The following is a 21,257-nucleotide window of genomic DNA, read 5'->3' as shown; positions in this document are numbered from 1 at the left end:
CTGCTATAGGCAAACGAAAGCCCTTGCATGAATTTCAGCACTTCATGACGAACAGCCCCTCGTGTTGCTCCACTGTTTACCATGCTATTCGAGCGTAGTGTTGTTTACTCTGGTATCGGTTTTAATGCATCACTGGCTTACGCTTGCTGCTGTGACACAGACAAATGCCTTAGGAGCGAGCCATCGACTGCGAACGAGTCTGATTTGGGAAGCAGCATAAGATCAGGCTGCCTCTGCTCACGTATGGTTACTTCATTGCTTGCAGTTCTGCACGAGTGAGACCGCCTGGGAGCAAACCGATGGCATGATGTCGTAGCCAACTTGAAAGGTCTGCCGCATTGTCTGATTCATAATACGAAACCAGCTCGTGAATGAAATCATGCTTCAGACTTGGGGTGACTGAGAATATGCCAATCCCGGCATTGATAAGGCAGTGGTTTGCCACCAGCAACGCCGTTCGCTTGTTGCCATCCTGAAACCACTGTCCGCGTGACACGGCAAGAAACAGGTCAATCGCTCGCTGTTCTGGATCATGGTGAAGCGATGCCTTCTCGACACTGTTTCGCACAGCATCAATCGTCGCAACTGGTGGGACCCAGTCCGTTCCACCTATCCTTACTGGCACTGTACGAAGCTTTCCAGAATCAGCAATAAGACTCTCACCAATGATTCGGTTGTAATGCGAGACGAACGGCCAATCAACTGCTTCATCGACATGGTCAAAAAGGAATTCCCATGCTCGCTTGAGATTGTTCACGGCAACAATGTCACTGACACGCATCCCATCGGGGGCACGCCCTTCAAAGATTTCCTCCGTGTCTGGAAACGTAATCCCATCGACTTCGATGTTCGCCGTTTTCCATAGCACATCAATCAGCAGGCGTTTCGCCAGACGCACCGCATCATCACGACGAGCATTCATGAGCTTCCACCCCCAATATCAGCACTTTGCACTCATACTAGCGTAAGCTCCGCAGTGTCCCCGACTCACATCCGTGCTTATTGTGAACTGATCAAAGTACAAACCCTCAAAAACAGTGTTTTTGAGGGTTAATTTGGGTAAAAATGGCCGTTGATACTTTCATGAGTTCACAATGAACGGCTTATCCCCACTCATCACGGTTCGGCGCGTGAGGTCGGGGTGTTTAGAAGAACTGGCGCATGATGTCCTTCAGTGGCGGCATGGAAGGGATCTTCCAGTAGTTTTCAAGATAATGGGTGCCATACTTCGTATATCCCATGGCTTCTTCACCAACGATCTTGCCTGGCAGCGGCGCATTGTCCTTGACATAGACGTTGATCAGTACCGGCTTGTCCGTTTCCTTGTACGCCTGTGCCAGCGCTTCGTTGAACTCGGCATTGCTGCGAGCCGTGTAGCCAACGCCGCCAGCCGCCTCAGCGAACTTGGCATAATCCATGTCTTCCAAGTCAATCTCATAGTTAAGCTGGCCGGCGCTCTGCTGTTCGTATTCAATGAAAGCAAGCTTCTGATTGTTGATGACTACCTGAATGATCGGCAACTTGTATTTGACGGCAGTGACGAAGTCCTGCATCACCATCGCGAACGCGCCATCCCCGGAAACGCTGATGTTCTTTCGCTCTGGATACGATTCAGCACCTGCTATGGCGCTGGGAAGACCACAGCCCATGGTACCCAGCCATGCCGAAATCGAATATTTCTGCGTTGGCTGGACGTGCAGGAAGCGCGCTCCCCACGAAGTCGATGTTCCGACATCGATGGAATAGACGGCATCCTTCGGAGCGGTTTCATCGATGCGTGCGAACACTGCCTCAGGTGAAGCTGGAGAAGTATTGAGATTGCGCTTTTCAGACATCCACTTGTTCCAGCTATCCATATCCTTCTGGCAAGCCTTGAGGAATCGGTCATCGCTGCGCAGAGCACCCTTGGCATTCAGCTGCGAGACCACGGCACCCGCATCGCCGTCAATGGCAACGTCCACTGCATAGCGACTGCCGAGATTCTCCGGGCAGGTATCGATCTGAACGCACTTTGCCTGTCCCGCATCCGGCAGATACGGTGTGTATGGATAGTTCGTCCCAATCATCAACAGCAGGTCGGTCGACTTCATCGCCTCATACGCTGGCTTTGTGCCGAGCTTGCCAACGTTGCCAAGGCTGTTTGCATGGTCATCGGCAATCGTGCCTTTGGCTGGCATCGTAAGAATGAATGGAATGTTGTTCGTCTCAATGAACTGCTGCAGCACAGGGCCAGCATGTTCGCCGCCCTTGCCAATCAGGGCCAGTGGCTTCTGCGCCTGCTTCAGCATCGAGATGACCTCGGCAAGCTGCCCGTCATCGACCTGCGGAGTGCTCAGCTTGAATGCAGCAGCGCTATCAACATATTCGTTCGAGACTTTCTGGTCTGGAAGGTCGTCGGGAATGGTCAGGACTGCAACGCCTTTTTTCGTCATGGCAGCGCGGATTGCGGAGTCAACGATCTTGCCAAGGTTATCCGAAGCGGAAATGGTCTTGTTGAAGACTGCAACGTCATCGAAGAGCTTAGGGGTATTAACCTCTTGGAAGTAGCCCTCGTTGATATCCTTCGTGGTGACCTGACCGAGCAGGGCAAGCACGGGCACATGATCCATCTTGGCATCATAGAGACCGTTGAGCATATGAATCGCACCTGGTCCGCCGATGGCAAGGCATACGCCCACGCCGCCGGTGAGTTTGGCGTTGGCGGCTGCAGAGAGCGCTGCGACCTCCTCGTGTCGCACCTGAACGAACTCGATCTTGTCCTGATTGCGTCGCAGAGCATCGACTGTGGTGTCAATAGAGTCGCCTGGCAGACCGAAGACATGCTTTACGTTCCAATTCATCAACACACTGACCAGTTGATCAGCAGCTTTTGTCGACATGTACATTCCCCTTTATCTAACGTTGTGTTTCCCCCGTGATAACGGTTCCACATACACGTATGTTAGTGAGAGGAATATGGGTCAAGAGGCTTTTTCAATGTCTACTTCATTACATTGAGCTGGCCTGACTGCTCGTTTGCAAGCTTTTAAGCCGATAGTCAGCAAGACCCTTCATATGCAATGTGATGAATGCCACATGGTCTAAGCGGACATCTCAGAACATGTGGCAAAGGAATTGCATGAACTTCTGTCGGATCAGCAGCCGTATTCGATGAAGTAGTTGTGAGCCTGCTCCTGAAGCTGCTCTGAAATGATTGGCGTACCATCGGCCTCGGTCATCTGGGCTGCCGTGTCGAAAATCTCCTGAACGTTGGCAATGCTGAACACAGGGAAACCAAATTCCTGCTCAATGGCCTTCACAGCCGACATATCCGAATTCGCAATGTGCTCCATGCGATCCACACTCAGAACAAGACCGATGATGTCAACATCCGCCTGGCTCTTAAGCTTGGGAATCACCTCATGAATGGCCGTTCCTGCGGTCATCACATCGTCGACCAGCAGCACCTTCATGCCATCGTGAAGCTGCGTGCCGACCATGATTCCACCGTCGCCATGATCCTTGGCTTCCTTGCGGTCGAAGGTGTAGCCGACCGGCATGTCATGTGCGGATGCGAGTGCAATGGCGGTCGACACTGCGAGTGGAATGCCCTTGTAAGCCGGTCCGAAGATCGTATCGATATCTACCGGCAAATCGCCACCGTTAACCGCCTGTGCGATGGTCTGTGCGTAGAATTCGCCAAGCAAGGCTATTTTCCGACCATCGTCGAATGCGCCCGCATTGATGAAGTATGGAGATTTTCTGCCTGATTTCAGTGTAAAGTCACCAAATCTGAGCGCTCCTACTTCAAGCAGGAATGAAGTGAATCTCTGACTGATCGTTTCCCCGTGCAGCGCTTCAAAAGCTACCATGTGCGTCCTTCCGCAAGTTTTTCGGCCAGTTCCGGCCGCGTATCCAAAAGATCGTCAAGTTCTCGAGCAACGCGCAATGGCGATATTGGATCGAGCAGGGCGGCGGCTCCAACCTCAACCGCATTCGCTCCCGCATAAAGGTACTCCAACGCATTGTCACCATTCGAAATGCCACCTATTCCAATGATGGGAATGTCTGGCAGGGCTTGGCGCACGCGCCACACGAAACTTAAGGCGATGGGCAAAATGCACGGCCCTGACACCCCGCCCGTGATATTGGCAAGAATTGGCTTACCCGTTGCGGTGTTGATTCTCATGCCAACCAAGGTGTTGATGAGGCTCAGGGCATCAGCGCCTGCATCGACGGCAGCCTTGGCGATGCTCACGATATCGGTGACGTTCGGAGAGAGCTTGACGATCATCGGCTTGTCAGTGAGCTCGCGCAACTCGCCGATAAGACGGTGCAAGGCCTTGGCGTCGGTGCCCACCGACATGCCGCCATGAGAGACGTTGGGGCAGCTGACATTGATTTCGAGCATGTCACACGGCTGGTCGGCGAGACGTTCGACCACCTGCTTGTAGTCTTCATCGCTGTGACCTGCCACATTGGTGATGACATTCGCACCCATGCGCTTCAACACAGGAAGATCGTTGGCAAGATAATGGTCGAGACCTGGATTCTGCAACCCGACGGAATTCACCGTTCCCGCTGGGGTTTCAGCGGTTCGTGGCGTGGGATTGCCTTCCCAGGGAATGATGGAAACGCCCTTGGTGCTCACGGCTCCCATCTGCGTCACATCGTAGAATCTGCTGCACGCTTCGACGTTGAAGGTTCCGGAAGCCGTTCCAACGGGGTTTTTCCATGGGACGCCTGCAACAATCGTTGGATGCTTCCACGGTCTGGTCATCATGTCTCGAAGCGATGCCTGCGATTCGTGCGAAACTTGGTCATGCGAAACTTGCTCGCGCATCGTCTGGTCGTGCTGCACCTGATCGTGTTGCAACGATGCAGTTAGCTCGTAGGTCATCGTGTCTGCTCCCATCCCAATTCCTGAGCGCTGAATACAGGGCCGTCCATGCATATTTTCTTTCGGCCATGAATCGTATCAACCACGCATACGACGCAGGTGCCATAGCCGCAGCCCATGCGCTCCTCCAGATTGAACTGCGTGGCAATGCCCCGGCTTGAAGCCCAGAATGCCACAGCCTTCATCATCGGCGTGGGACCGCACGAGAGCATGACGACAGGGGCTGAAGACTGCGTGAGTTCTGCATCCATCCGGTCGAGAACGGTGATGACATTACCCTGTTCCTCGTCGATGCTGCGCACATCATCGCAATACTGACTGACAATCGCATCGGCAAAATGATGCTTGCGATATCCGAAGATGGCAGTGGTGCTTTCACCTCGTCCGGAATCGTGCAGATACTGGGCAGCCTGAATCAGCGGCGGCACTCCCAGCCCTCCACCAACGAGAATGTAGCGTGCGCCAGGGTCGGACAGGTCGAATGTCTTGCCCAAGGGGCCCAGCACGTCGATGGTATCCCCCGCCTTCATCTGTGCGAATTGCGCCGTTCCAGCACCCACGATTGCGAATATGAAGCTGACCTCGTCACCGTGAATCTCACAGATGCCAAAGGGACGAGGCATCTGACGCAGCCCATCATGGGTAAAGAGGTTGGCGAACTGAGCGGGCTTGCCATGTTCGGCCATGTACCGGTCACGGATGACAAGCTCGACCACACCTTGATCGAGCTGCCTGACGCTGACGACGGGAACCGTTCGCCTTGACGGAAGATAGCGCTTGCCGTCGATGAGCATGCCGTCGCCATGCTCGCTGCACTGACAGGCATCTGAAACGCCATGCGATTCATCGGTGGGAATCCCCTGACGCGGCTCGGTGTGTGTGGGAATGAATTGGGTCAACGTCAAGACCTTTCCTTCAGTGCTGTGTTCAACGAATCTCTCATATCGAGCGCGGCTCGACGGGCGTGCTTGCCTACGAGCTGCAGAGCATCTTCGACGGAAAGCTGCGAATTGCATGCCGGATCTGTGCGCCAAGCACCGATAATGCCACGTGAGGAGTTCACGATCGCGCCTTCACCATGAACATCAAACATAGCTGCCACGTCAGACGCTGTGCCACCCTGTGCGCCGTATCCGGGTATCAGGAACATGGCCTGCGGCATTCGTGCCCTGAGCGATGCGCCCACGCTCGGATGCGTAGCTCCCACCACGGCTCCCACCCTGGAAAAGCCCTGCTCGCCGACCGTGTCGGAGCCCCATTGCACAACCTTGTCGGCAACCTGCTCGTATACGCGTCGATTGTCGTCGGTTATCAGTTCCTGGAATTCATCGCTTGAGGGGTTTGAAGTCCGCACGAGGACGAATATGTCCTTGTCGCTCTGCTGGGCAGCGTCCACGAAGGGCATGATGCCGTCCGAACCAAGATAGGGGTTGACGGTTACCGAATCCTCATACCAAGGGAAGGAGCGAAGTTCCTTCTCGGTTGCAGAGGTAGATATCTCGCTATCCGGGCATGGTATGCCCGAAAGGTGAGACGCATACGCTGCGGCTGTCGAACCGATGTCACCTCGCTTGATGTCACCGATCACGTACAGCCCTGCCTGATTCGCCGCGCGGCAGGTCTCAACGTATGCAGACACACCGACTGGTCCGAGAGCCTCGTACATGGCAATCTGCACCTTTACGGCAGGAACGATATCCTTCACCGCGTTGATGACGCTTTGGTTAAAGTCCACGAATTGCGCAGCTACCGACGCTGCCCACAGTGCGCGCCCCTTGATGGTGTTGGTTGCTCCCGCGGTGTCGCGCGCCTGTGCCAGCAATGGTGCAGGCAGCAGCGCCGTAGTGGGATCCAAGCCCACGACGCTCGGATTGTCGAATCTTCGTATGGCTTCGACGAGTCTGTCCATATGTGTTCAGCCTTTTACTCTCTTGCAGATGTGCAGTTCCGTGATGATTGCTTTGTGTCTTATGGCTATCTGTCTGCCTGCATGAGCCGCGTCACGGGCAGACGGTTGAAGGCGATGGCAGCATCGACTACGGTCATCTGGGCTCTGCCAGACACTGACATCCCTTGGAAAGGCGTATTGCGCGCCTTCGAGTGGAAGTCCTGAGATTCGACAACCCATGCTTCAGTCGTGTCCAGCATGGTGAAATCCTGAGCATGAGCATCGTTCACCTTGCTCAGATCAAGCATGCGCCTGCCGCTGCGAGAATTGCGTCCATCGTCGCATGCGTTTAGCAGCGCCGAAACATCGGGCGCCTCAACGCCCATGAGCTTCGCCGGCGCAAGCGACATCAGTTCGATCAGTCGAGCGTCATCTATCACCCCACCATCGACCAAAACCCTGTGGCACACGCCATAGGCGGTTTCCAATCCAATGATGCCGTTGGGCGATTCCATCATGCTCCGCTCCTTCTCGAGAATCGTATGGGGCGCATGATCGGTTGCGAGCATATCCACCGTGCCATCGGCTATGGCGGCCAGGGTTGCGTCACGGTCCGCCGCGCTTCGCAGAGGCGGATTCATCTTCGCCATCGTGCCAAAGCGTTTCACATCCTCATCGCAGAGAGCAAGATAGTGCGGTGCAGTCTCGCAGCTAATTGGTAACCCTTCAGCCTTGGCTTTGCGGATCGCGTCGAATGCAAGCGCGGTGCTGACATGCTGCAGATGCATATGGATGCCGGTGCTGCGAGCGAATTCGATGTCTCGGGCAACGATCTTCAACTCCGTGGAAGCGGGGATGCCTGGCAGTCCCATGCTGCGCGATGTCTGCCCTTCATTCATGACTCCACTGTCATGATGTTCACAGTGGTCAAGAATGGGAAGCGAGTATCGTCTGGCATGTCTGCCAACGTCCGCCAGGGTCTGGGACGTGACCGCCGAACCGTCATCGCTGATGGCCACCACTGGATGCTCGCGCATCGCGTGTCCGGGCGTGAGCTGGCGAACCGAGTCACGCAGATACCCCTTCCAATCGCCGGGGTCACTGGCCTCGACGCCCGCTCTGTTAACACTTGCGCAGACGCTCAGCAGGTATTTAGCCGGCAGCGTGACCTGATGGGATTGCGCATAGTGCTGGACATAGTCGATAACCGAATCGAAACCCGCCTGTGTCACTTCTTGTCTGCCGTGAGCGTCTGAAGCCGAAACGCTTTCATGATCTTGACCGGTGCGGATGCGCTTGCCATCCATGGCTGGTGACGTGTTTGGCATCAGCAGCACGCTCGTGAAGCCCCCGGCAGCTGCGGAGCGGCAGCCCGACAGCATGTCTTCCTTGTCGCGTTGCCCCGGATCACGGAAATGCACATGGGGGTCACATAAGCCCGGTGCAATCGTCAGCCCAGATGCGTCGATGTCAATCGTTGCAGCATCGGATGGTCCAGACGAGCGATGGTCAGCAAACAGGCCGGTATCGTCCAGAATGTGATCCAATGGTGCGGGAGGCAATGCCACATCGATGATCTCACCGCTATCCCATACGCGCAGTCCATGAAATACCACGCGAAACTCACGATGGGCAGGGTGTTGATGGTCTTGCGGTGATTGCATCGATGCGGCAGTCATCAGAATTTGGCCTCCTCGTCGCAATAGTCGCAGCGATATTCCTGACGTTTGGTGTGCATCAGGTGGAACAGTTGGTCAATGCCATGCTCGGTTGTCGTGACGCAACGCGGGTTGGTGCAGCTGATGACGTTCACCACATGCTCTGGCAGACTTGGCTGCTGCTTGTCGATGATCTTGCCACCCTTGACGACATCCACGGTTGCCTGGCGGGCGATGAGGCTGAGCACGTTCAGATCGACGCTTGTTTCATCCTCGATCTTGATGATGTCCTTGGAGCCATACCGCTGGCTGCTTGCGTTCATGATCAGTGCGAGCTTTGTCTTGGCTGGATCGATATGCAGGAACTGCAGTACCTTCAGTGCCGTTCCCGCAGGTACATGGTCGATGATGATGCCGTTGGTGACGCTGGTAACCTCCATCAGGCATGCACCTCCTTTCCTGACCAGGCTTCATAGCCGGGCAGTTCATCCCCGAGCACCGAACTTTCCAATGCCATGCGCATGAGCATGCCGTTCTTCACCTGTTCGAAATATGCTGCTCTCGGGTCGTTATCCACTTCGACGGCAATCTCATTCACACGAGGCAATGGATGCAGCACGGCCATATTCGGCTTCGCGTGACTGAGCTTGTCCTCGTCGAGAATGTAGGTGTCGCGCAGTCGAAGATAATCGTCTTCGTTGAAGAAGCGTTCCTTCTGCACTCGTGTCATGTACAGCACATCAAGATCTCCGATGACACTGACAAGGTCACGCGTCTGCACGAATGAGCACGATGGGGTGTCGTTGATTCTGTCGAGCACATACTGCGGCGTTTTCAGCTCATCGGGGCTGATGAGCACAAAACGGACATTGCCGAAACGACAGAGCGTTGAGATAAGCGAGTGCACCGTGCGACCAAAGGTCAGGTCGCCGCACAGCCCGACCGTCAGGTTGTTGACTCGGCCGAAGCGTGAAGTCAGCGTTGCCAGATCGGCAAGGGTCTGGGTCGGATGCATGTGACCGCCATCTCCGGCATTGATCACCGGCACCGAGGCAGCTTTCGAAGCTACGAGCGCCGCACCCTCCTTCGGATGACGTATGGCGACGACATCGGCATAGTTGCTGACCGTTTTCAAGGTGTCAGATATGGATTCACCCTTGGAGACGCTGGATAGCTGTGCACCTGCAAAGCCGATGACGTTGCCGCCCAGACGGAGCATGGCTGTCTCAAAGCTGAGACGGGTTCGTGTGCTTGGCTCATAGAACAGCGTGGCGAGAATCCTGCTATCGCATGTATGCATCACCTGTGTGCGATGCGAATCGATATATTCAGCCTTGTGAAGCAACTCGCTGATCTGCTGTGTTGAAAGGTCATCGAGTGTGACGACACTGTGACCTTGCAATGTGGAGGTATTCCCCGAAATACCAGCACTGGGAACGGATGATGAAACGGATTCGACACGGACAGAAGACGTTTCTTCTGATGAATCCGATATGTGATTGTCGGGCAACGGCTCACCTTTCTACGCTAAGGTGGCCACACTGACGTGACCTAGTCAACAATAGATAAGTTTTGTTAACAACGCAACCAATCCGAATGTTCCCCACTCATTCCTAGGGAATGCGCTACCTGATGCCATAGAACAGGCGGTTGGTGATCTCTCGGCAGCGACGCATCTTTGCCAGCATGTCGTTCTCGAATCGCTGACCCTGATGCGCGGCATAGCCGAGATATATGGCTATGCCTCCCAACGAGTAGAAATCATCGGGCAGAATGTCCGCTCGTGAGGCTCTGCCGGACCACAGATAGTTCCCATTGCGTGCGGCGGTACACATGATCCACGCCTCTCGCAGGTTGTCTGCGTCCTCCGCTGCGATCAGTCCTTCCTTGCGCAGTGACTCCAGCGCTGACAAGGTTGAGGTCGTCTGCAGCGCAGGAATGTCATGAGCATGCTGCAACTGCCACATCTGGACTGTCCATTCGATGTCGGACAGGCCGCCCTTGCCGAGTTTGATATGACGATCACGCCTGACTCCACGCGGCAGACGCTCAGATTCCATCCGTGCCTTCAAGGTGCGAATTTCACCAATCTGCTCCTCGTTCAGAGGCTTCACCGGATATCGCAGCGGGTTGACGATGTCATCCCTCAGTCGTCGGCCCAAATCGACGTTTCCAGCAGCGAGACGCGCTCTGAGCAAGGCTTGCGATTCCCATGTGCTCGCCCATGAACGGTAGTATTCGCGGCATGAATCATAGGAACGCACCAACGGTCCGTTCTTGCCTTCTGGACGAAGGTCCATGTCGAGATCGAATGGCTCTTCCACACTCACCGAACCCGACAGCACCAGACGCATGTCATCGATCACATGGAGAGCGAACAGGTTGGCTGTGCGTGAATCAGCACCCTGCTTGGGTTCATACACCGCGATGATATCGGCATCCGAGCTGAAATTCACTTCGCAACCGCCGTATCTTCCCATCGCGATGATGGCAATGCTTGCAGGAGCGAGTGTCATCTTCGACTGCTCGATCTGCCTGGCAATCGCCCATGTCAGCGCTGCGGCAATCATGGCATCGTACACATCCGTCATGCCTTGCAGACATTCGTCGTCGGAGAGGACATGGCTCATCCATCCAAGCCCGATTCGTTCGATCTCATGGCGGCGCATGGCTCTGATCGACGTGGCACATTCAGCAGGCCTATCGGCGAAACGCTCGATTGTCGAACGAGTCTGCGTGTGAAGGCTTGCTCGTGAGCGCAACTGAAGTTGCTCGTCGGCACCAAGCCAGGTGATGGATTCCGCCGACTTGCGCAATGCCTCTCCGAGAAATCTCGAATTGGAAAGAATATGGCAGAGGCGCTGCGCCGCGGAAGGTGAATCTCTGAGGAACCCGAGATACTGGCTGCCCGTACCGAAACGCTCCTGCAGGCTGCGCCAGCCCAGCAGTCCCATATCTGGATTCTGCCCCTGACCGAGCCATTCCAAAACCGCTGGCAGAAGAATTCTGTTGATCTTAGCCGCACGCGACAGGCCTGTCGTCAAAGCCTCAACGTGGCGCATCGCTGCCTGTGTGTCGGCAAAGCCGATGGATGCGAAGCGGTCCTCTGCTGCTTCCCTGCTCAGGCGAATGTCGTCTGTCTGCGTCTGCGCGCTGATGGGCAGCATGGGTCGATAGTAGATATCCTGATGGAGCCTGCGAATTTCGCGCCTTGTCGCATCGAATCGTTCCACCAGTTCGTCGGAGTGCATGGCGAATGCCCTGGCCAGTCTGCGCAGGTCTACATGAGCATCCAGCTCTTCACGAGTGATGTCACGCACACGCTCCATGCCTCCGTAGCTGCCCTTGCCCAAGTCCGGGAAGAGATGGGTTCGCTGGAGATCCCACATTTGCTGCCGATGTTCAAGCACGCGTTCGAAACGATAGTCCTGTGAGAGTTGGGCGGCCTGCTTGCGAGAGATGTAGCCGCCGTCCGTCAAAGCCTGCAAGGATTCCAAGGTCGATGCTGTGCGCAGGTTGGTATCGGTTCTGCCATGGACGAGCTGCAGCATCTGCACGGTGAATTCAACGTCGCGCAAACCTCCACGGCCAAGCTTGATTTCGCGATCCTTCAATGGGTCGGGGATCAGCGATTCGACGCGCTTGCGCATGCTCTGACAGTCGTACACGAAATTGCTGCGCTGCGATGCGCTCCACACGAAAGGTCTTGTCGCGTCATAATATGCTTTGCCGAGTTCGGAGTCTCCGGCAACGGGTCTGGCTTTGAGCAATGCCTGGAATTCCCAGCTTTCCGCCCATTGCTCGTAATAGCTAATATGCGATTGCAGCCGACGCACCAACGGGCCATCCTTGCCTTCCGGTCGCAATCCCCCATCGATCTGCCACAGGGTCGGCTCGGTGACCCCAGGAATAACCGACTGGCATATTCGCTGCATGAGCGACGCAATCTTGCTGCCGATGCGAATCAACTGCGCATTGTCAACGTTCTCTGATGCGGGCTCGACCACATAGATCAGATCGACGTCGGACACATAGTTCAACTCCTGTGAGCCTAGCTTGCCCATGCCGATGATGGCGAATCGGCAGAGTTCACTGTGTTCGACGTTGTGCTTGGCAATGGTGAGTGCGGTTTCCAACGCGGCATCGGCAAGCGCAGACAGCATGGTGCTGACGCGAGGCTGGATGTCGATGGGTTCACGCGACTGGGCATCGAATTGCATGATCGCCGCAAGCTGCAGATAGTATTCGCGTCGCATGGCGTTGACCGCTTCTGCCAGGGGCATGTCGGCATCCTCGATCATTGCGCTCGTACGCTGTGCAAGGTCGAATTGCAACGAATGCCGTGCATCCTTGGCGGCAGCGATGACGAGTTCTGGCCTGTTCATCATCATGAAGCCCATAGCCTTGGACACGCCAAGAACCATGACCAGATTCGCAATCTGGTCATCTTCCGGAAGCTTGTCACGCAGTCGTTCTCCACGAGCGTGCATCGATTCGATGATGCTGTAGAGGTTCTTCAAGGCGGTGTCGGGGTCGCACGCTCGTGCGAGGCTGCTGAGCAGATGCGATAGGCACTGAAGCCCCACACCCTCGTCTCCGAGTTTATGCAGAACCGTTCGTGCAGCGGCAAGATTGCGCAGTCCTGCACGAATAAGAGCCTGAGCACTCAGCACATCATCATTTTCTTGCATACAGCCAACTTACCCTATGACAATTGGGTTTTCACTCGTTCGCTGCTGTCGTCAATCAGTGCACGGTCATTCGCGTTCATGATCGAACTTGTGATCGATCCTGTGGCATGTCCGCATGCACCGAAGTTGCAGCTAGGCGTTGAAGAGCGCCTGCACGTTGTCCCAGATTCTTCTGGTAGTGACTGCCTTGTTCATCGTATAGAGGTGTATGCCATCGACTCCGCGTGCGACCAGATCTGAAATCTGCGCGGAGGCATAGATGATGCCGGCCTCCTGCATCGCCGAAGGGTCATCGCCCCAACGTTCGATCATGTGTTCGACGGTCGAGGGAATGCGTGAACCGCACATGCTGACCATATGCTTGACTCGAGACGCGTTCGTGACGGGCATGATGCCAGCCTCGATGGGAACGGTGATTCCTGCGTCGCGCACCTTGTCCAGGAATTTCAGATAATCCTCATTGTCGAAGAACAGTTGCGAAATCAGATGATTCGCACCTGCATCAACCTTGATTTTCAGGTTGGCAATGTCAGCATCGAGGTTTGGCGCTTCCGGATGACATTCGGGATAGCATGCCGCATACACTGCCATATTCGGCTTGCGCTCACGGATGTAGCGCACCAGGTCACTCGCATACGCGAACTCGCCACATGGGTCGGTTCCCAACTGTGCGTCGCCGCGCAGGGCAAGCGTAGCCCTGACACCAGCTTCCTCGAACAAATCGAGTTCATGATCGATTGTCGCCTTGTCGGAGTTGCGCGCGGTCAGATGTGCGACCGCAGGTATGCCGTATTCGGTGCGAATCGTATGGGCGATTCTGGCCGTGGCTGTGCGATCCGACTGCTTGCCGGTGCCATAGGTGACTGAGATGAAGTCAGGATGCATGCCGTGCAATCCATCCAAGGTGTCATAGATGGTGCCGACTGGTGCGGTTCTGCGAGGTGGAAACACCTCGAGTGAAAACATTGGGGAATGCAAGACTACCGCTCCAACCTCGCACGAACTGCGTGAGCGGCAGCCACCATGTGTTCGAGGCTTGGCCATGTTTCGGCATCGCCACGTGTCTTCAGTCCGCAATCAGGGTTTATCCACACGGAAGGGGCTTCCATCTTGTCAAGAATCTCGTCGATGCGTGCCTCGATCTCCTCTTGGGAGGGGATGCGTGGCGAATGGATGTCGTAAACTCCAGGCCCTGCTTCCGTTTCGAAATGCGCGTCGTGAATGGCATCAAGCACCGTCAGATCGGAGCGTGACGCTTCAAAGGAAATCACATCGGCATCCATCGCATCAATGTCCCTGATAATGTCGTTGAACTCGGAATAGCACATATGCGTATGGATCTGCGTCGTTGGCTTCACGCCCGAATGCACGAGTCTGAATGCTGGAATGGCCCAGTCGAGGTAGAGCTTATGCCAGTCGCTGCGGCGCAGTGGAAGCTTTTCACGAAGTGCAGCCTCATCGATCTGGATGACCTTGATGCCGGCATCCTCAAGATCGAGCACTTCGTCGCGGATGGCGAGCGCCAGCTGGGTGGTCTGCAGCTGATGACTCACGTCCTCGCGAGGCCAAGACCAGTTGAGAATGGTGACGGGACCGGTCAGCATGCCCTTGACCAGACGTGTGGTGCGGGACTGCGCGTAGGCGCTCCAAGCCACGGTTATCGGCTGGGCGCGCGACACGTCCGACCATACGATAGGAGGCTTGACGCAGCGCGTGCCATATGACTGCACCCAGGCGTTCTTGGTGAAGAGGAAGCCGTTCAAGTGCTGGCCGAAGTATTCAACCATGTCGTTGCGTTCGAATTCGCCGTGAACCAACACGTCCAGTCCGATGCGTTCCTGCTTTTCCAGAACTTCGTCGATATGCTGCTTGATGAAGCTGTCGTACTGTTCTTCTGAAATCTCGTGCTTGCGGAATTGTGCACGCTCGGCACGAATCTCACGCGTCTGTGGGAAGGATCCAATGGTCGTCGTTGGCAGCAGCGGCAGTCCCAGCTCTTCGCGCTGTTCCGACTGGCGCTCCTTGCGCTCTGGCAGGCGAGTGAAATCACTGGAATGCAATGCTTCGATTCGCTTCGCAACGTTGCTGTCGGCCTCTACGCGGTGACCGTCGAACAAGGCCTGGTTGTCGGCGAGTTCGTGGGAATCCTTCAACGCTGCCTCATCCAGATCGGACAACGCTGCAATCTCCTCGATTTCATGCAGTTTTTCGACGGCGAATGCGAAATGTCTGCGCACCTCTGGCTGCAATCCCTGCTCGCCTTCGACGCTGAATGGCACATGGAGCAGCGAACAGCCAGTCGATACTGCGACACGATCGGTTATCTGCTTGACGGCATCCAGCACTCCGAGGCTGTCGGCATAGTCGTTGCGCCAAATGTTGCGTCCGTTGACGATGCCGGCGAAGATCGTGGTGCGTTGCGCTACGCCGAACTTCTTGAGTGCAGCGAGGTTGTCGTTGCGTCCTTCGATGAAATCGAGTCCGACACCATCGAATTCGAACAGATTCACTGTCTCATAGATGTCGGCGATATGCCCGAAGTAGGTCTGCAGCAGCACCTTGACCGAGCCGTTATCGCTGTCTCGTGCAGGAAGAATCTTGGCATAGAGACTCTTGAACAGCTCAAGGTCGCCATCCTGCTTGTCAAGCACCAGATATGGCTCGTCGAATTGCACCCACGTGGCCCCCAGCTCCGCGAATTTCGTGAGCACCTGGGCATAGACGCGTGCAACCGCATTGACCAGACCCTTGTCAAAGGTCAGTGGTGCGCCTTCTGGACGACGTGCCAGCTTCAGGAAGGTATATGGTCCTATCAGCACAGGCTTGGTGATGATGCCGAGCTTCTTCGCCTCGTTGAATTCATCGAAGGGTTTGGTGCTGTTCAGCTTGATTTCCTCGGAATCATCGATTTCCGGAACGAGATAGTGATAGTTGGTGGTGAACCATTTCTTCATCGGAAGCGCTGTCACGTCGCCGCGTTCACCTTGGTATCCGCGTCCCATGGCGAATAGCGTGTCCTCGGCATCGAGCGAGAGTCTGCGGTAACGTTGCGGAATCGCGCCAAGCAGGATGGAAGTGTCGAGCAGCTGATCGTAATAGCTGAAATCGTTGCTTGGAATCAGATCGACTCCGGCTCCCTGCTGAAGCAGCCAGTGCTTCTTGCGCAGCTCGCGGGCCGTGGTCTGCATATCCTCCAGGGTCGATGTGCCTTTCCAATAACTTTCAATCGACCGTTTCAGTTCCCTGTTCGAACCGATGCGCGGGAAACCGATTACCGAAGTGAGTGCGGACATGCTTCCTCCAATGTATGATGTTTCAACGTCTGAAGACTACCAACTGAGGGCTTGTATAGGTAATTGCATTGTGTGGTGTGTCGTTATAACTGAAATTTATAACGTGTCTGCGAGCCCGCTGGTCCGTGTGATTTCCCGTCATGATTCACAGTCATGAGGGGTCAGGACTGCAACCAGTTCAGCGCCATGCATCGTCCACTCGCTGAAGGGCTTGTCACATGCGAAAATCGCCAGACTTGCCGGAGACAGCCCTAGGTGCAGCATGTCTAGCTGGGCGGGATCCGAATCGGATGTTGCCAGCCATTCGCAGCTCACGGAAACCGTCGGCTCATGCCCCAGTATCATCACAATGTGTCTTTTGGGCTTGGTGACGTGAATTTCATCGAGAATCGACTGGATGCCGCCCTGGTACAGGCTCAGTCTGACATCGACCTTGGGGCCATCGCCGAAGTATTTCAGCATGCGGTTCATGGTCTCTACGGTGCGCTCCGCGCTGGATGTGGCGATGCGGTCAGGAACCAGATCCAGCGCTTCCAATGCCTTGGCGACAGCCTTCGCCTGCTTTTTTCCCTTGTCGGTTATCTTTCTTGCACGATCGTCACCTTCACCCAGCGCTTCGGCTTTCGCATGCCTCATGACGATGAGGATATATGCGCGTGAACGAAGGTTCTTCCTCAGCTTGTGCAGGTTGACGTTCATCAGCGACTCCTCAGCAACTCAGTTCGTAGCGTCATCTCACACTCCATTGCGTGGCGGTCATGATTCATCAGGAGCCCCTTGCTCCATATCCGACTGTACTACAGTTGCCTGATGCTCAAGGTCACGCAGCACCTTGCGAAGCTTGCGGTCTGAAAGGTCGCGCAATTCGAGTTCTTCCAAGCTCTCAGAAGGCGTTGCGTCGTCAATGTCGGTGTAGGTGTTCTTCGTGGCACGCTCACGTCGGTGCAGGGCTTCGACGCCGACCTGCATCGCACGCGAGATGACGATGAATCCGGTATGACCGATCATCTGATGATTCGGGCGGACGGCCAATCCTTGCACCTTCCAGTCTCGCTGAATGGTTTCGCTGACCTCCGGCTCGGTCCATGAACCACGTTCGCGCATCTTCTCGACCAGACGGCTCATCTGTGTGGTCGTGGTGACATAGGCGCTCAGCACGCCTCCTGGAACGATAAGCTTTTCGACGTACTCCAGCCGATTCCACGGATCGAGCATGTCGAGCACTACGCGGTCATAGAAATGTGGCTTGCAGCCCTTCGCCACCTCATCGAAATCACCGGTGAGAAGATTCCACCATGCTGGCATGCCGCCAAAATACACGGCTGCGTTCAGGCTTGCGATCCGAGCGAACTCTGAACGTCTCTCGATGGTCGTCAGATGGCCCTGCTCCCCCACCGCATCCAGCAGATGAAGGCTCATCGCGCCCGAACCGGCTCCAGATTCAAGCACGCGCATACCGGAACGGATATCACCCATCGTCAGCACATGGGCAATGTCTTTCGGATACATGATCTGAGCGCCGCGCGGCATGGAAAGCACGAAATCCGCAAGACGCGGTCGCATCACTGTGTATGACCAGCCACCGATATGGCGGGCATGCTTCCACGGCTTGCTTGAGCCCTGAACCGCAGCATTGGAAGCATTCGCATTCTCAGGCACGACTCCAGCATGGTCAGCTTCGGACGACTGCGCCGATGTCTGCGTGACGACTACCGAGCCTTCTGACATGCCTATCAGACTGTCATGCGGAATAACGCCGCGCTGCGTCTGCACCATTCCTCCGTGCTCAAGGAGCGCCGTGATCATTGCACCCTTGCGGTCAGTCAGCTGAACCTTCTCCCCCACACACAGAGGACCTCGTTTCGGCATAATCCCTCCAATTCTCCACTCGGTCGAGAATTATACAGGCGATGGTGACAGTGCCTGCGGCTTCGCTCCACCTACCGGCGAGCGTATGCCGCCCAGCGTCCTCCTGTGGAGGAAACCGTCAAGGGGATGCCAAATATGTTACTCAGCCGTTGCGAGGTGAAGCCATGTAGCAAATCACCGCGGTAGATTATGGTTCCAGGCTGTGGATCGCGTCCCGTAACCGCATCCTTGTGCGCGTCGGCTTCGCTGCCGCCCTGCCGCCCCATGATGGCAACGTGATCGAATCCCTCTGGAATTTCTTCCAGCCGGTGGGTCACCAGCAGCACCGTTCTGCGCGAATCGGCACCCAAGCGACCCAGGGCTTCGAGCACGAGCTCGCGGCCTCCAAGATCCAGTCCCGTTGTTGGCTCGTCAAGAATCAGCAGGTCAGGATCGGCCATCAGTGCACGGCAGATCAGCACCCGGGTGCGTTCGCCTTCGGAAAGCTTGAACATCTGCTTGCCCTCAAGGTATTCGATGCCAAACTCACGCATCAATGATCGAGCATGGTCATACGCGGTCTGCGCATAGGAATCGCGCCATTTTCCCGTGGTTGCGGTAAGTGCGGTGACGACGACGTCGAGAGGATCCTCCTGTGGCGGAAAAGCTCTCGACAGTTCAGCCGAAGACAGTCCGATGCGATGTCGGTAGGAGAACACATCAACCTTGCCCAGCCTATTGCCCAGAATGTCAACGGTACCAGCGCTCGGAAAGCCGCGCGTGCTCATCATCGCGACGAGACTTGACTTGCCGATGCCGTTGGGACCGAAGAGAATCCATTTCTCACCCTGCTTCACGGTCAGATTGACATCGCGAAGAATGACGCGGCGCTGGCGGCGAAATTCAACATCGTTCAGAGCTAGAATATCCATGTCAGCTCAAGGCCTGTCTGTACACGTCGATGGTCTGATCGGCTATGCTCTCCCACGAGAATCGGGCGCGGGCGCGCTCATAGCCGCACTCGCCCATTCTTTGAGCTTTTTCCAGGTCTGCGAACATCCTGTCGATGGCGTCAGCGAGATCATGCACGTAGGTCTGTGGATGAATCGGCGTTCCCGTGCCATCCTGCAGCTGCTCGATGGGCACCAGATAGCCGGTTTCACCATCGACAACGACCTCTGGAATGCCGCCGGTCGCACTTGCCACAACAGGAAGCCCGCATGCCATGGCCTCAAGATTCACGATGCCCAACGGCTCGTAGATGCTGGGGCATACGAAGGCATCGCAGCCATGTTCCAAGGCACACAGTTCAGGACGGGGAAGCATCTCCTCTATCCAGATGATATTGCCACGCTCATCATCGAGCGTCTTGAAGGCTGCACGCACCTCATCGGCTATTTCAGGCGTATCCGGGGCTCCCGCGCACAGAACGACCTGAATGCCCTTGTCTATCAGATGCAATGCCTGAAGCAGATAGGGAAGACCCTTCTGACGTGTTATCCTGCCGACAAAGAGCAGTGTCGGCTTATCTGTGTCGATGTGATAGCGGTCGAACACCTGCCATGCATCGTCATCTTCGGCAGGACGGGTGAAATCGTCCAGAGTGATGCCGTTATGCACCACGCACACCCTGTCCGGATCGACCTTGGGATAGGCGTTCAGAATATCCTTGCGCATGCCGGCCGAAACAGCGATGATGCGGTCTGCAGACTCGTATGCGTCTCGTTCTGCCCACGAGCTCAGACGATATCCTCCCCCGAGCTGCTCAGCTTTCCAAGGGCGGAAAGGCTCAAGGCTATGCGCGGTGATGACCAGCGGTATGTCGTTCAACTGCGAGGCAAGGCGTCCAGCAAGGCACGTGTACCACGTATGCGCATGGACAAGGTCAGCCTTGACATCGGCTGCAATGTCAAGATCGACACCGAATGTCTTCAACGCCTGATTGCTCTGTTCAAGATAGTGCGGCGTATCGTAGCCCACAAGATGCAGACTGCCCAAGGGATGCTCGCCTTGAATCGTCGGGATGTCGGTAGTTGCCCGGGGACCGTCAAATGCGCGAACCGTGACATCGATGCGTTCAGCCAACACCTTTGAGAGTTCCTCGACGTGCACACCGGCACCACCATAGATATGGGGAGGGTATTCACGGGTGAGTATGTCAACCTTCATGTCACTCTTCTTTCTTGTCGTTCTGATTCACAGCGTTCTGATTCACAACGTTGCCTGATTCGTGCCATTGCTGCCCTCACAGTGAGTCTCGGCAAGCCTCATTGTCTGCCGGGCCAGGAGCGATGCAGCGTCCAGTTATGATTCAACGACGACGATGAACATCCATATGTGCCTCTCAAGTCTTGGCGAGCATGCCACCAATGCGCTCGCTCGTTCACACTGCGGTTCCGTGGTCGTCCAGATTCGGGTTCTCGTGAGGCGATCCGGCAACGATGAACAGGCTCAGCACGCCAATCGCAAAGAAGGCTGAAACGGTGATGACCAGCCACAGCGGAGTTGTCGAAATCCACATGATAACGACGAAGGCGCAGGCAGAGACGACAATGAGAATCCAGCTGAGCATCCGCAACCATTGTCTGAAGGTGCTGGGCGTTGCGATTGCAGGCATGGTCTTGTTCGTAGCGGTTCTCTGGATGTCAACGTCGGCATGACCTGTGGGCTTCCAGACACCAGTCTCATGGGTTTGCATTCTGCGGGATTTCTCCTGCAGCGACTGCTCATCGACCATGCCGCCACGTCCGCGTCCGCGCGTCTGATCATATTGAGCTGGTATGCCTTTACGCTCATTGCGCGCATTGGCTCTCCGTTGGGAACGGTTGGGCATGTTGCTCCTCTCGCACTCTGCAGCGCCGTGGCCTGTTCCGCGTCGATGCGGCTTCAGTCAGCCGCTTGACTGCGCTGGCCACATTGCTGACGGCTTAAACACTGCATGAAGGGACCAGATCACTCCTGGTTTCTCAGTTCTGGCCCCTAAGTTCTAGCTTCTAGTCT

At 55.7% G+C, this 21,257-nt stretch carries 17 protein-coding genes; all 17 read right to left on the bottom strand.

Annotation, left to right across the window (positions count from 1 at the left end; all coding sequences use genetic code 11):
* Positions 1-247: 247 nt before the first annotated feature.
* The 17 genes from QN215_RS04290 to QN215_RS04210 all read right to left on the bottom strand — a co-directional run bounded on the left by QN215_RS04290 (position 248) and on the right by QN215_RS04210 (position 21,090).
* Positions 248-922, bottom strand: coding sequence for a Fic family protein (locus QN215_RS04290; protein WP_369344864.1), 675 nt, complete (start codon positions 920-922; stop codon positions 248-250).
* A gap of 223 nt (positions 923-1,145) precedes the next feature.
* The gene (locus QN215_RS04285; protein ID WP_369344863.1) at positions 1,146-2,879 is read right to left on the bottom strand and encodes a pyruvate oxidase; all 1,734 of its coding nucleotides are present in this window, start codon (positions 2,877-2,879) and stop codon (positions 1,146-1,148) included.
* 255 nt (positions 2,880-3,134) lie between these two features.
* The gene (gene pyrE, locus QN215_RS04280; protein WP_369344862.1) at positions 3,135-3,851 is read right to left on the bottom strand and encodes an orotate phosphoribosyltransferase; all 717 of its coding nucleotides are present in this window, start codon (positions 3,849-3,851) and stop codon (positions 3,135-3,137) included.
* Positions 3,845-4,762 carry a dihydroorotate dehydrogenase gene (locus tag QN215_RS04275; RefSeq protein ID WP_369345063.1) on the bottom strand — a complete coding sequence of 306 codons (918 nt, stop codon included), beginning with the start codon at positions 4,760-4,762 and terminating at the stop codon, positions 3,845-3,847. The genes pyrE and QN215_RS04275 overlap by 7 nt, the downstream gene beginning before the upstream one ends.
* 113 nt (positions 4,763-4,875) lie before the next feature.
* A complete protein-coding gene (locus QN215_RS04270; protein WP_404978506.1) occupies positions 4,876-5,784 on the bottom strand; it encodes a dihydroorotate dehydrogenase electron transfer subunit in 909 nt (302 codons plus the stop codon).
* Positions 5,781-6,788, bottom strand: coding sequence for an orotidine-5'-phosphate decarboxylase (gene pyrF, locus QN215_RS04265; RefSeq protein WP_369344861.1), 1,008 nt, complete (start codon positions 6,786-6,788; stop codon positions 5,781-5,783). Before pyrF ends, QN215_RS04270 begins: the two co-directional genes overlap by 4 nt.
* A 65-nt stretch (positions 6,789-6,853) precedes the next feature.
* Complete coding sequence (locus QN215_RS04260) at positions 6,854-8,431, bottom strand: dihydroorotase (protein ID WP_369345061.1); 1,578 nt, start codon at positions 8,429-8,431, stop codon at positions 6,854-6,856.
* Between the two features lie 14 nt (positions 8,432-8,445).
* Positions 8,446-8,865 (bottom strand): aspartate carbamoyltransferase regulatory subunit, encoded by a 420-nt coding sequence (locus QN215_RS04255; protein ID WP_369344860.1) that lies wholly within the window; start codon positions 8,863-8,865, stop codon positions 8,446-8,448.
* The gene (pyrB, locus tag QN215_RS04250; RefSeq protein ID WP_369345060.1) at positions 8,865-9,848 is read right to left on the bottom strand and encodes an aspartate carbamoyltransferase; all 984 of its coding nucleotides are present in this window, start codon (positions 9,846-9,848) and stop codon (positions 8,865-8,867) included. The genes QN215_RS04255 and pyrB overlap by 1 nt, the downstream gene beginning before the upstream one ends.
* 202 nt (positions 9,849-10,050) lie before the next feature.
* Positions 10,051-13,116, bottom strand: a complete 3,066-nt coding sequence (locus QN215_RS04245; RefSeq protein WP_369344859.1) for a bifunctional [glutamine synthetase] adenylyltransferase/[glutamine synthetase]-adenylyl-L-tyrosine phosphorylase — start codon at positions 13,114-13,116, stop codon at positions 10,051-10,053.
* Between the two features lie 132 nt (positions 13,117-13,248).
* A complete protein-coding gene (gene metF / locus QN215_RS04240) occupies positions 13,249-14,094 on the bottom strand; it encodes a methylenetetrahydrofolate reductase [NAD(P)H] (protein ID WP_369344858.1) in 846 nt (281 codons plus the stop codon).
* A 2-nt stretch (positions 14,095-14,096) separates the two neighbouring features.
* Positions 14,097-16,409 carry a 5-methyltetrahydropteroyltriglutamate--homocysteine S-methyltransferase gene (gene metE, locus QN215_RS04235; protein ID WP_369344857.1) on the bottom strand — a complete coding sequence of 771 codons (2,313 nt, stop codon included), beginning with the start codon at positions 16,407-16,409 and terminating at the stop codon, positions 14,097-14,099.
* 138 nt (positions 16,410-16,547) lie between these two features.
* The gene (locus QN215_RS04230; RefSeq protein WP_369344856.1) at positions 16,548-17,108 is read right to left on the bottom strand and encodes a histidine phosphatase family protein; all 561 of its coding nucleotides are present in this window, start codon (positions 17,106-17,108) and stop codon (positions 16,548-16,550) included.
* A 57-nt stretch (positions 17,109-17,165) separates the two neighbouring features.
* Positions 17,166-18,278: a tRNA (adenine-N1)-methyltransferase gene (locus tag QN215_RS04225; RefSeq protein ID WP_369344855.1), complete on the bottom strand. Its 1,113-nt coding sequence runs from the start codon at positions 18,276-18,278 to the stop codon at positions 17,166-17,168.
* A 71-nt stretch (positions 18,279-18,349) separates the two neighbouring features.
* Positions 18,350-19,189: an ABC transporter ATP-binding protein gene (locus QN215_RS04220; protein ID WP_369344854.1), complete on the bottom strand. Its 840-nt coding sequence runs from the start codon at positions 19,187-19,189 to the stop codon at positions 18,350-18,352.
* A 1-nt stretch (position 19,190) separates the two neighbouring features.
* The gene (glgA, locus tag QN215_RS04215; protein ID WP_369344853.1) at positions 19,191-20,426 is read right to left on the bottom strand and encodes a glycogen synthase; all 1,236 of its coding nucleotides are present in this window, start codon (positions 20,424-20,426) and stop codon (positions 19,191-19,193) included.
* A gap of 214 nt (positions 20,427-20,640) precedes the next feature.
* Complete coding sequence (locus tag QN215_RS04210; protein WP_369344852.1) at positions 20,641-21,090, bottom strand: tripartite tricarboxylate transporter TctB family protein; 450 nt, start codon at positions 21,088-21,090, stop codon at positions 20,641-20,643.
* Positions 21,091-21,257 lie beyond the last annotated feature (167 nt).

Origin of the sequence: Bifidobacterium sp. WK041_4_12, from assembly GCF_041080795.1 — a bacterium.
GTDB lineage: Bacteria > Actinomycetota > Actinomycetes > Actinomycetales > Bifidobacteriaceae > Bombiscardovia > Bombiscardovia aquikefiricola.
This window is presented reverse-complemented; position numbering and strand designations above follow the sequence as displayed.

Bases quoted from the DNA above. Each gene is read 5' to 3' on its own strand.
- QN215_RS04245 (WP_369344859.1), bottom strand. From the start codon at position 13,116: ATGCAAGAAAATGATGATGTGCTGAGTGCTCAGGCTCTTATTCGTGCA.
- QN215_RS04285 (WP_369344863.1), bottom strand. From the start codon at position 2,879: ATGTCGACAAAAGCTGCTGATCAACTGGTCAGTGTGTTGATGAATTGG.
- QN215_RS04220 (WP_369344854.1), bottom strand. From the start codon at position 19,189: ATGGATATTCTAGCTCTGAACGATGTTGAATTTCGCCGCCAGCGCCGC.
- QN215_RS04225 (WP_369344855.1), bottom strand. From the start codon at position 18,278: ATGCCGAAACGAGGTCCTCTGTGTGTGGGGGAGAAGGTTCAGCTGACT.
- QN215_RS04230 (WP_369344856.1), bottom strand. From the start codon at position 17,108: ATGAACGTCAACCTGCACAAGCTGAGGAAGAACCTTCGTTCACGCGCA.
- QN215_RS04255 (WP_369344860.1), bottom strand. From the start codon at position 8,865: ATGGAGGTTACCAGCGTCACCAACGGCATCATCATCGACCATGTACCT.
- glgA (WP_369344853.1), bottom strand. From the start codon at position 20,426: ATGAAGGTTGACATACTCACCCGTGAATACCCTCCCCATATCTATGGT.
- pyrF (WP_369344861.1), bottom strand. From the start codon at position 6,788: ATGGACAGACTCGTCGAAGCCATACGAAGATTCGACAATCCGAGCGTC.
- QN215_RS04290 (WP_369344864.1), bottom strand. From the start codon at position 922: ATGAATGCTCGTCGTGATGATGCGGTGCGTCTGGCGAAACGCCTGCTG.
- QN215_RS04210 (WP_369344852.1), bottom strand. From the start codon at position 21,090: ATGCCCAACCGTTCCCAACGGAGAGCCAATGCGCGCAATGAGCGTAAA.
- pyrE (WP_369344862.1), bottom strand. From the start codon at position 3,851: ATGGTAGCTTTTGAAGCGCTGCACGGGGAAACGATCAGTCAGAGATTC.
- QN215_RS04275 (WP_369345063.1), bottom strand. From the start codon at position 4,762: ATGATGACCAGACCGTGGAAGCATCCAACGATTGTTGCAGGCGTCCCA.
- metE (WP_369344857.1), bottom strand. From the start codon at position 16,409: ATGTCCGCACTCACTTCGGTAATCGGTTTCCCGCGCATCGGTTCGAAC.
- QN215_RS04260 (WP_369345061.1), bottom strand. From the start codon at position 8,431: ATGCAATCACCGCAAGACCATCAACACCCTGCCCATCGTGAGTTTCGC.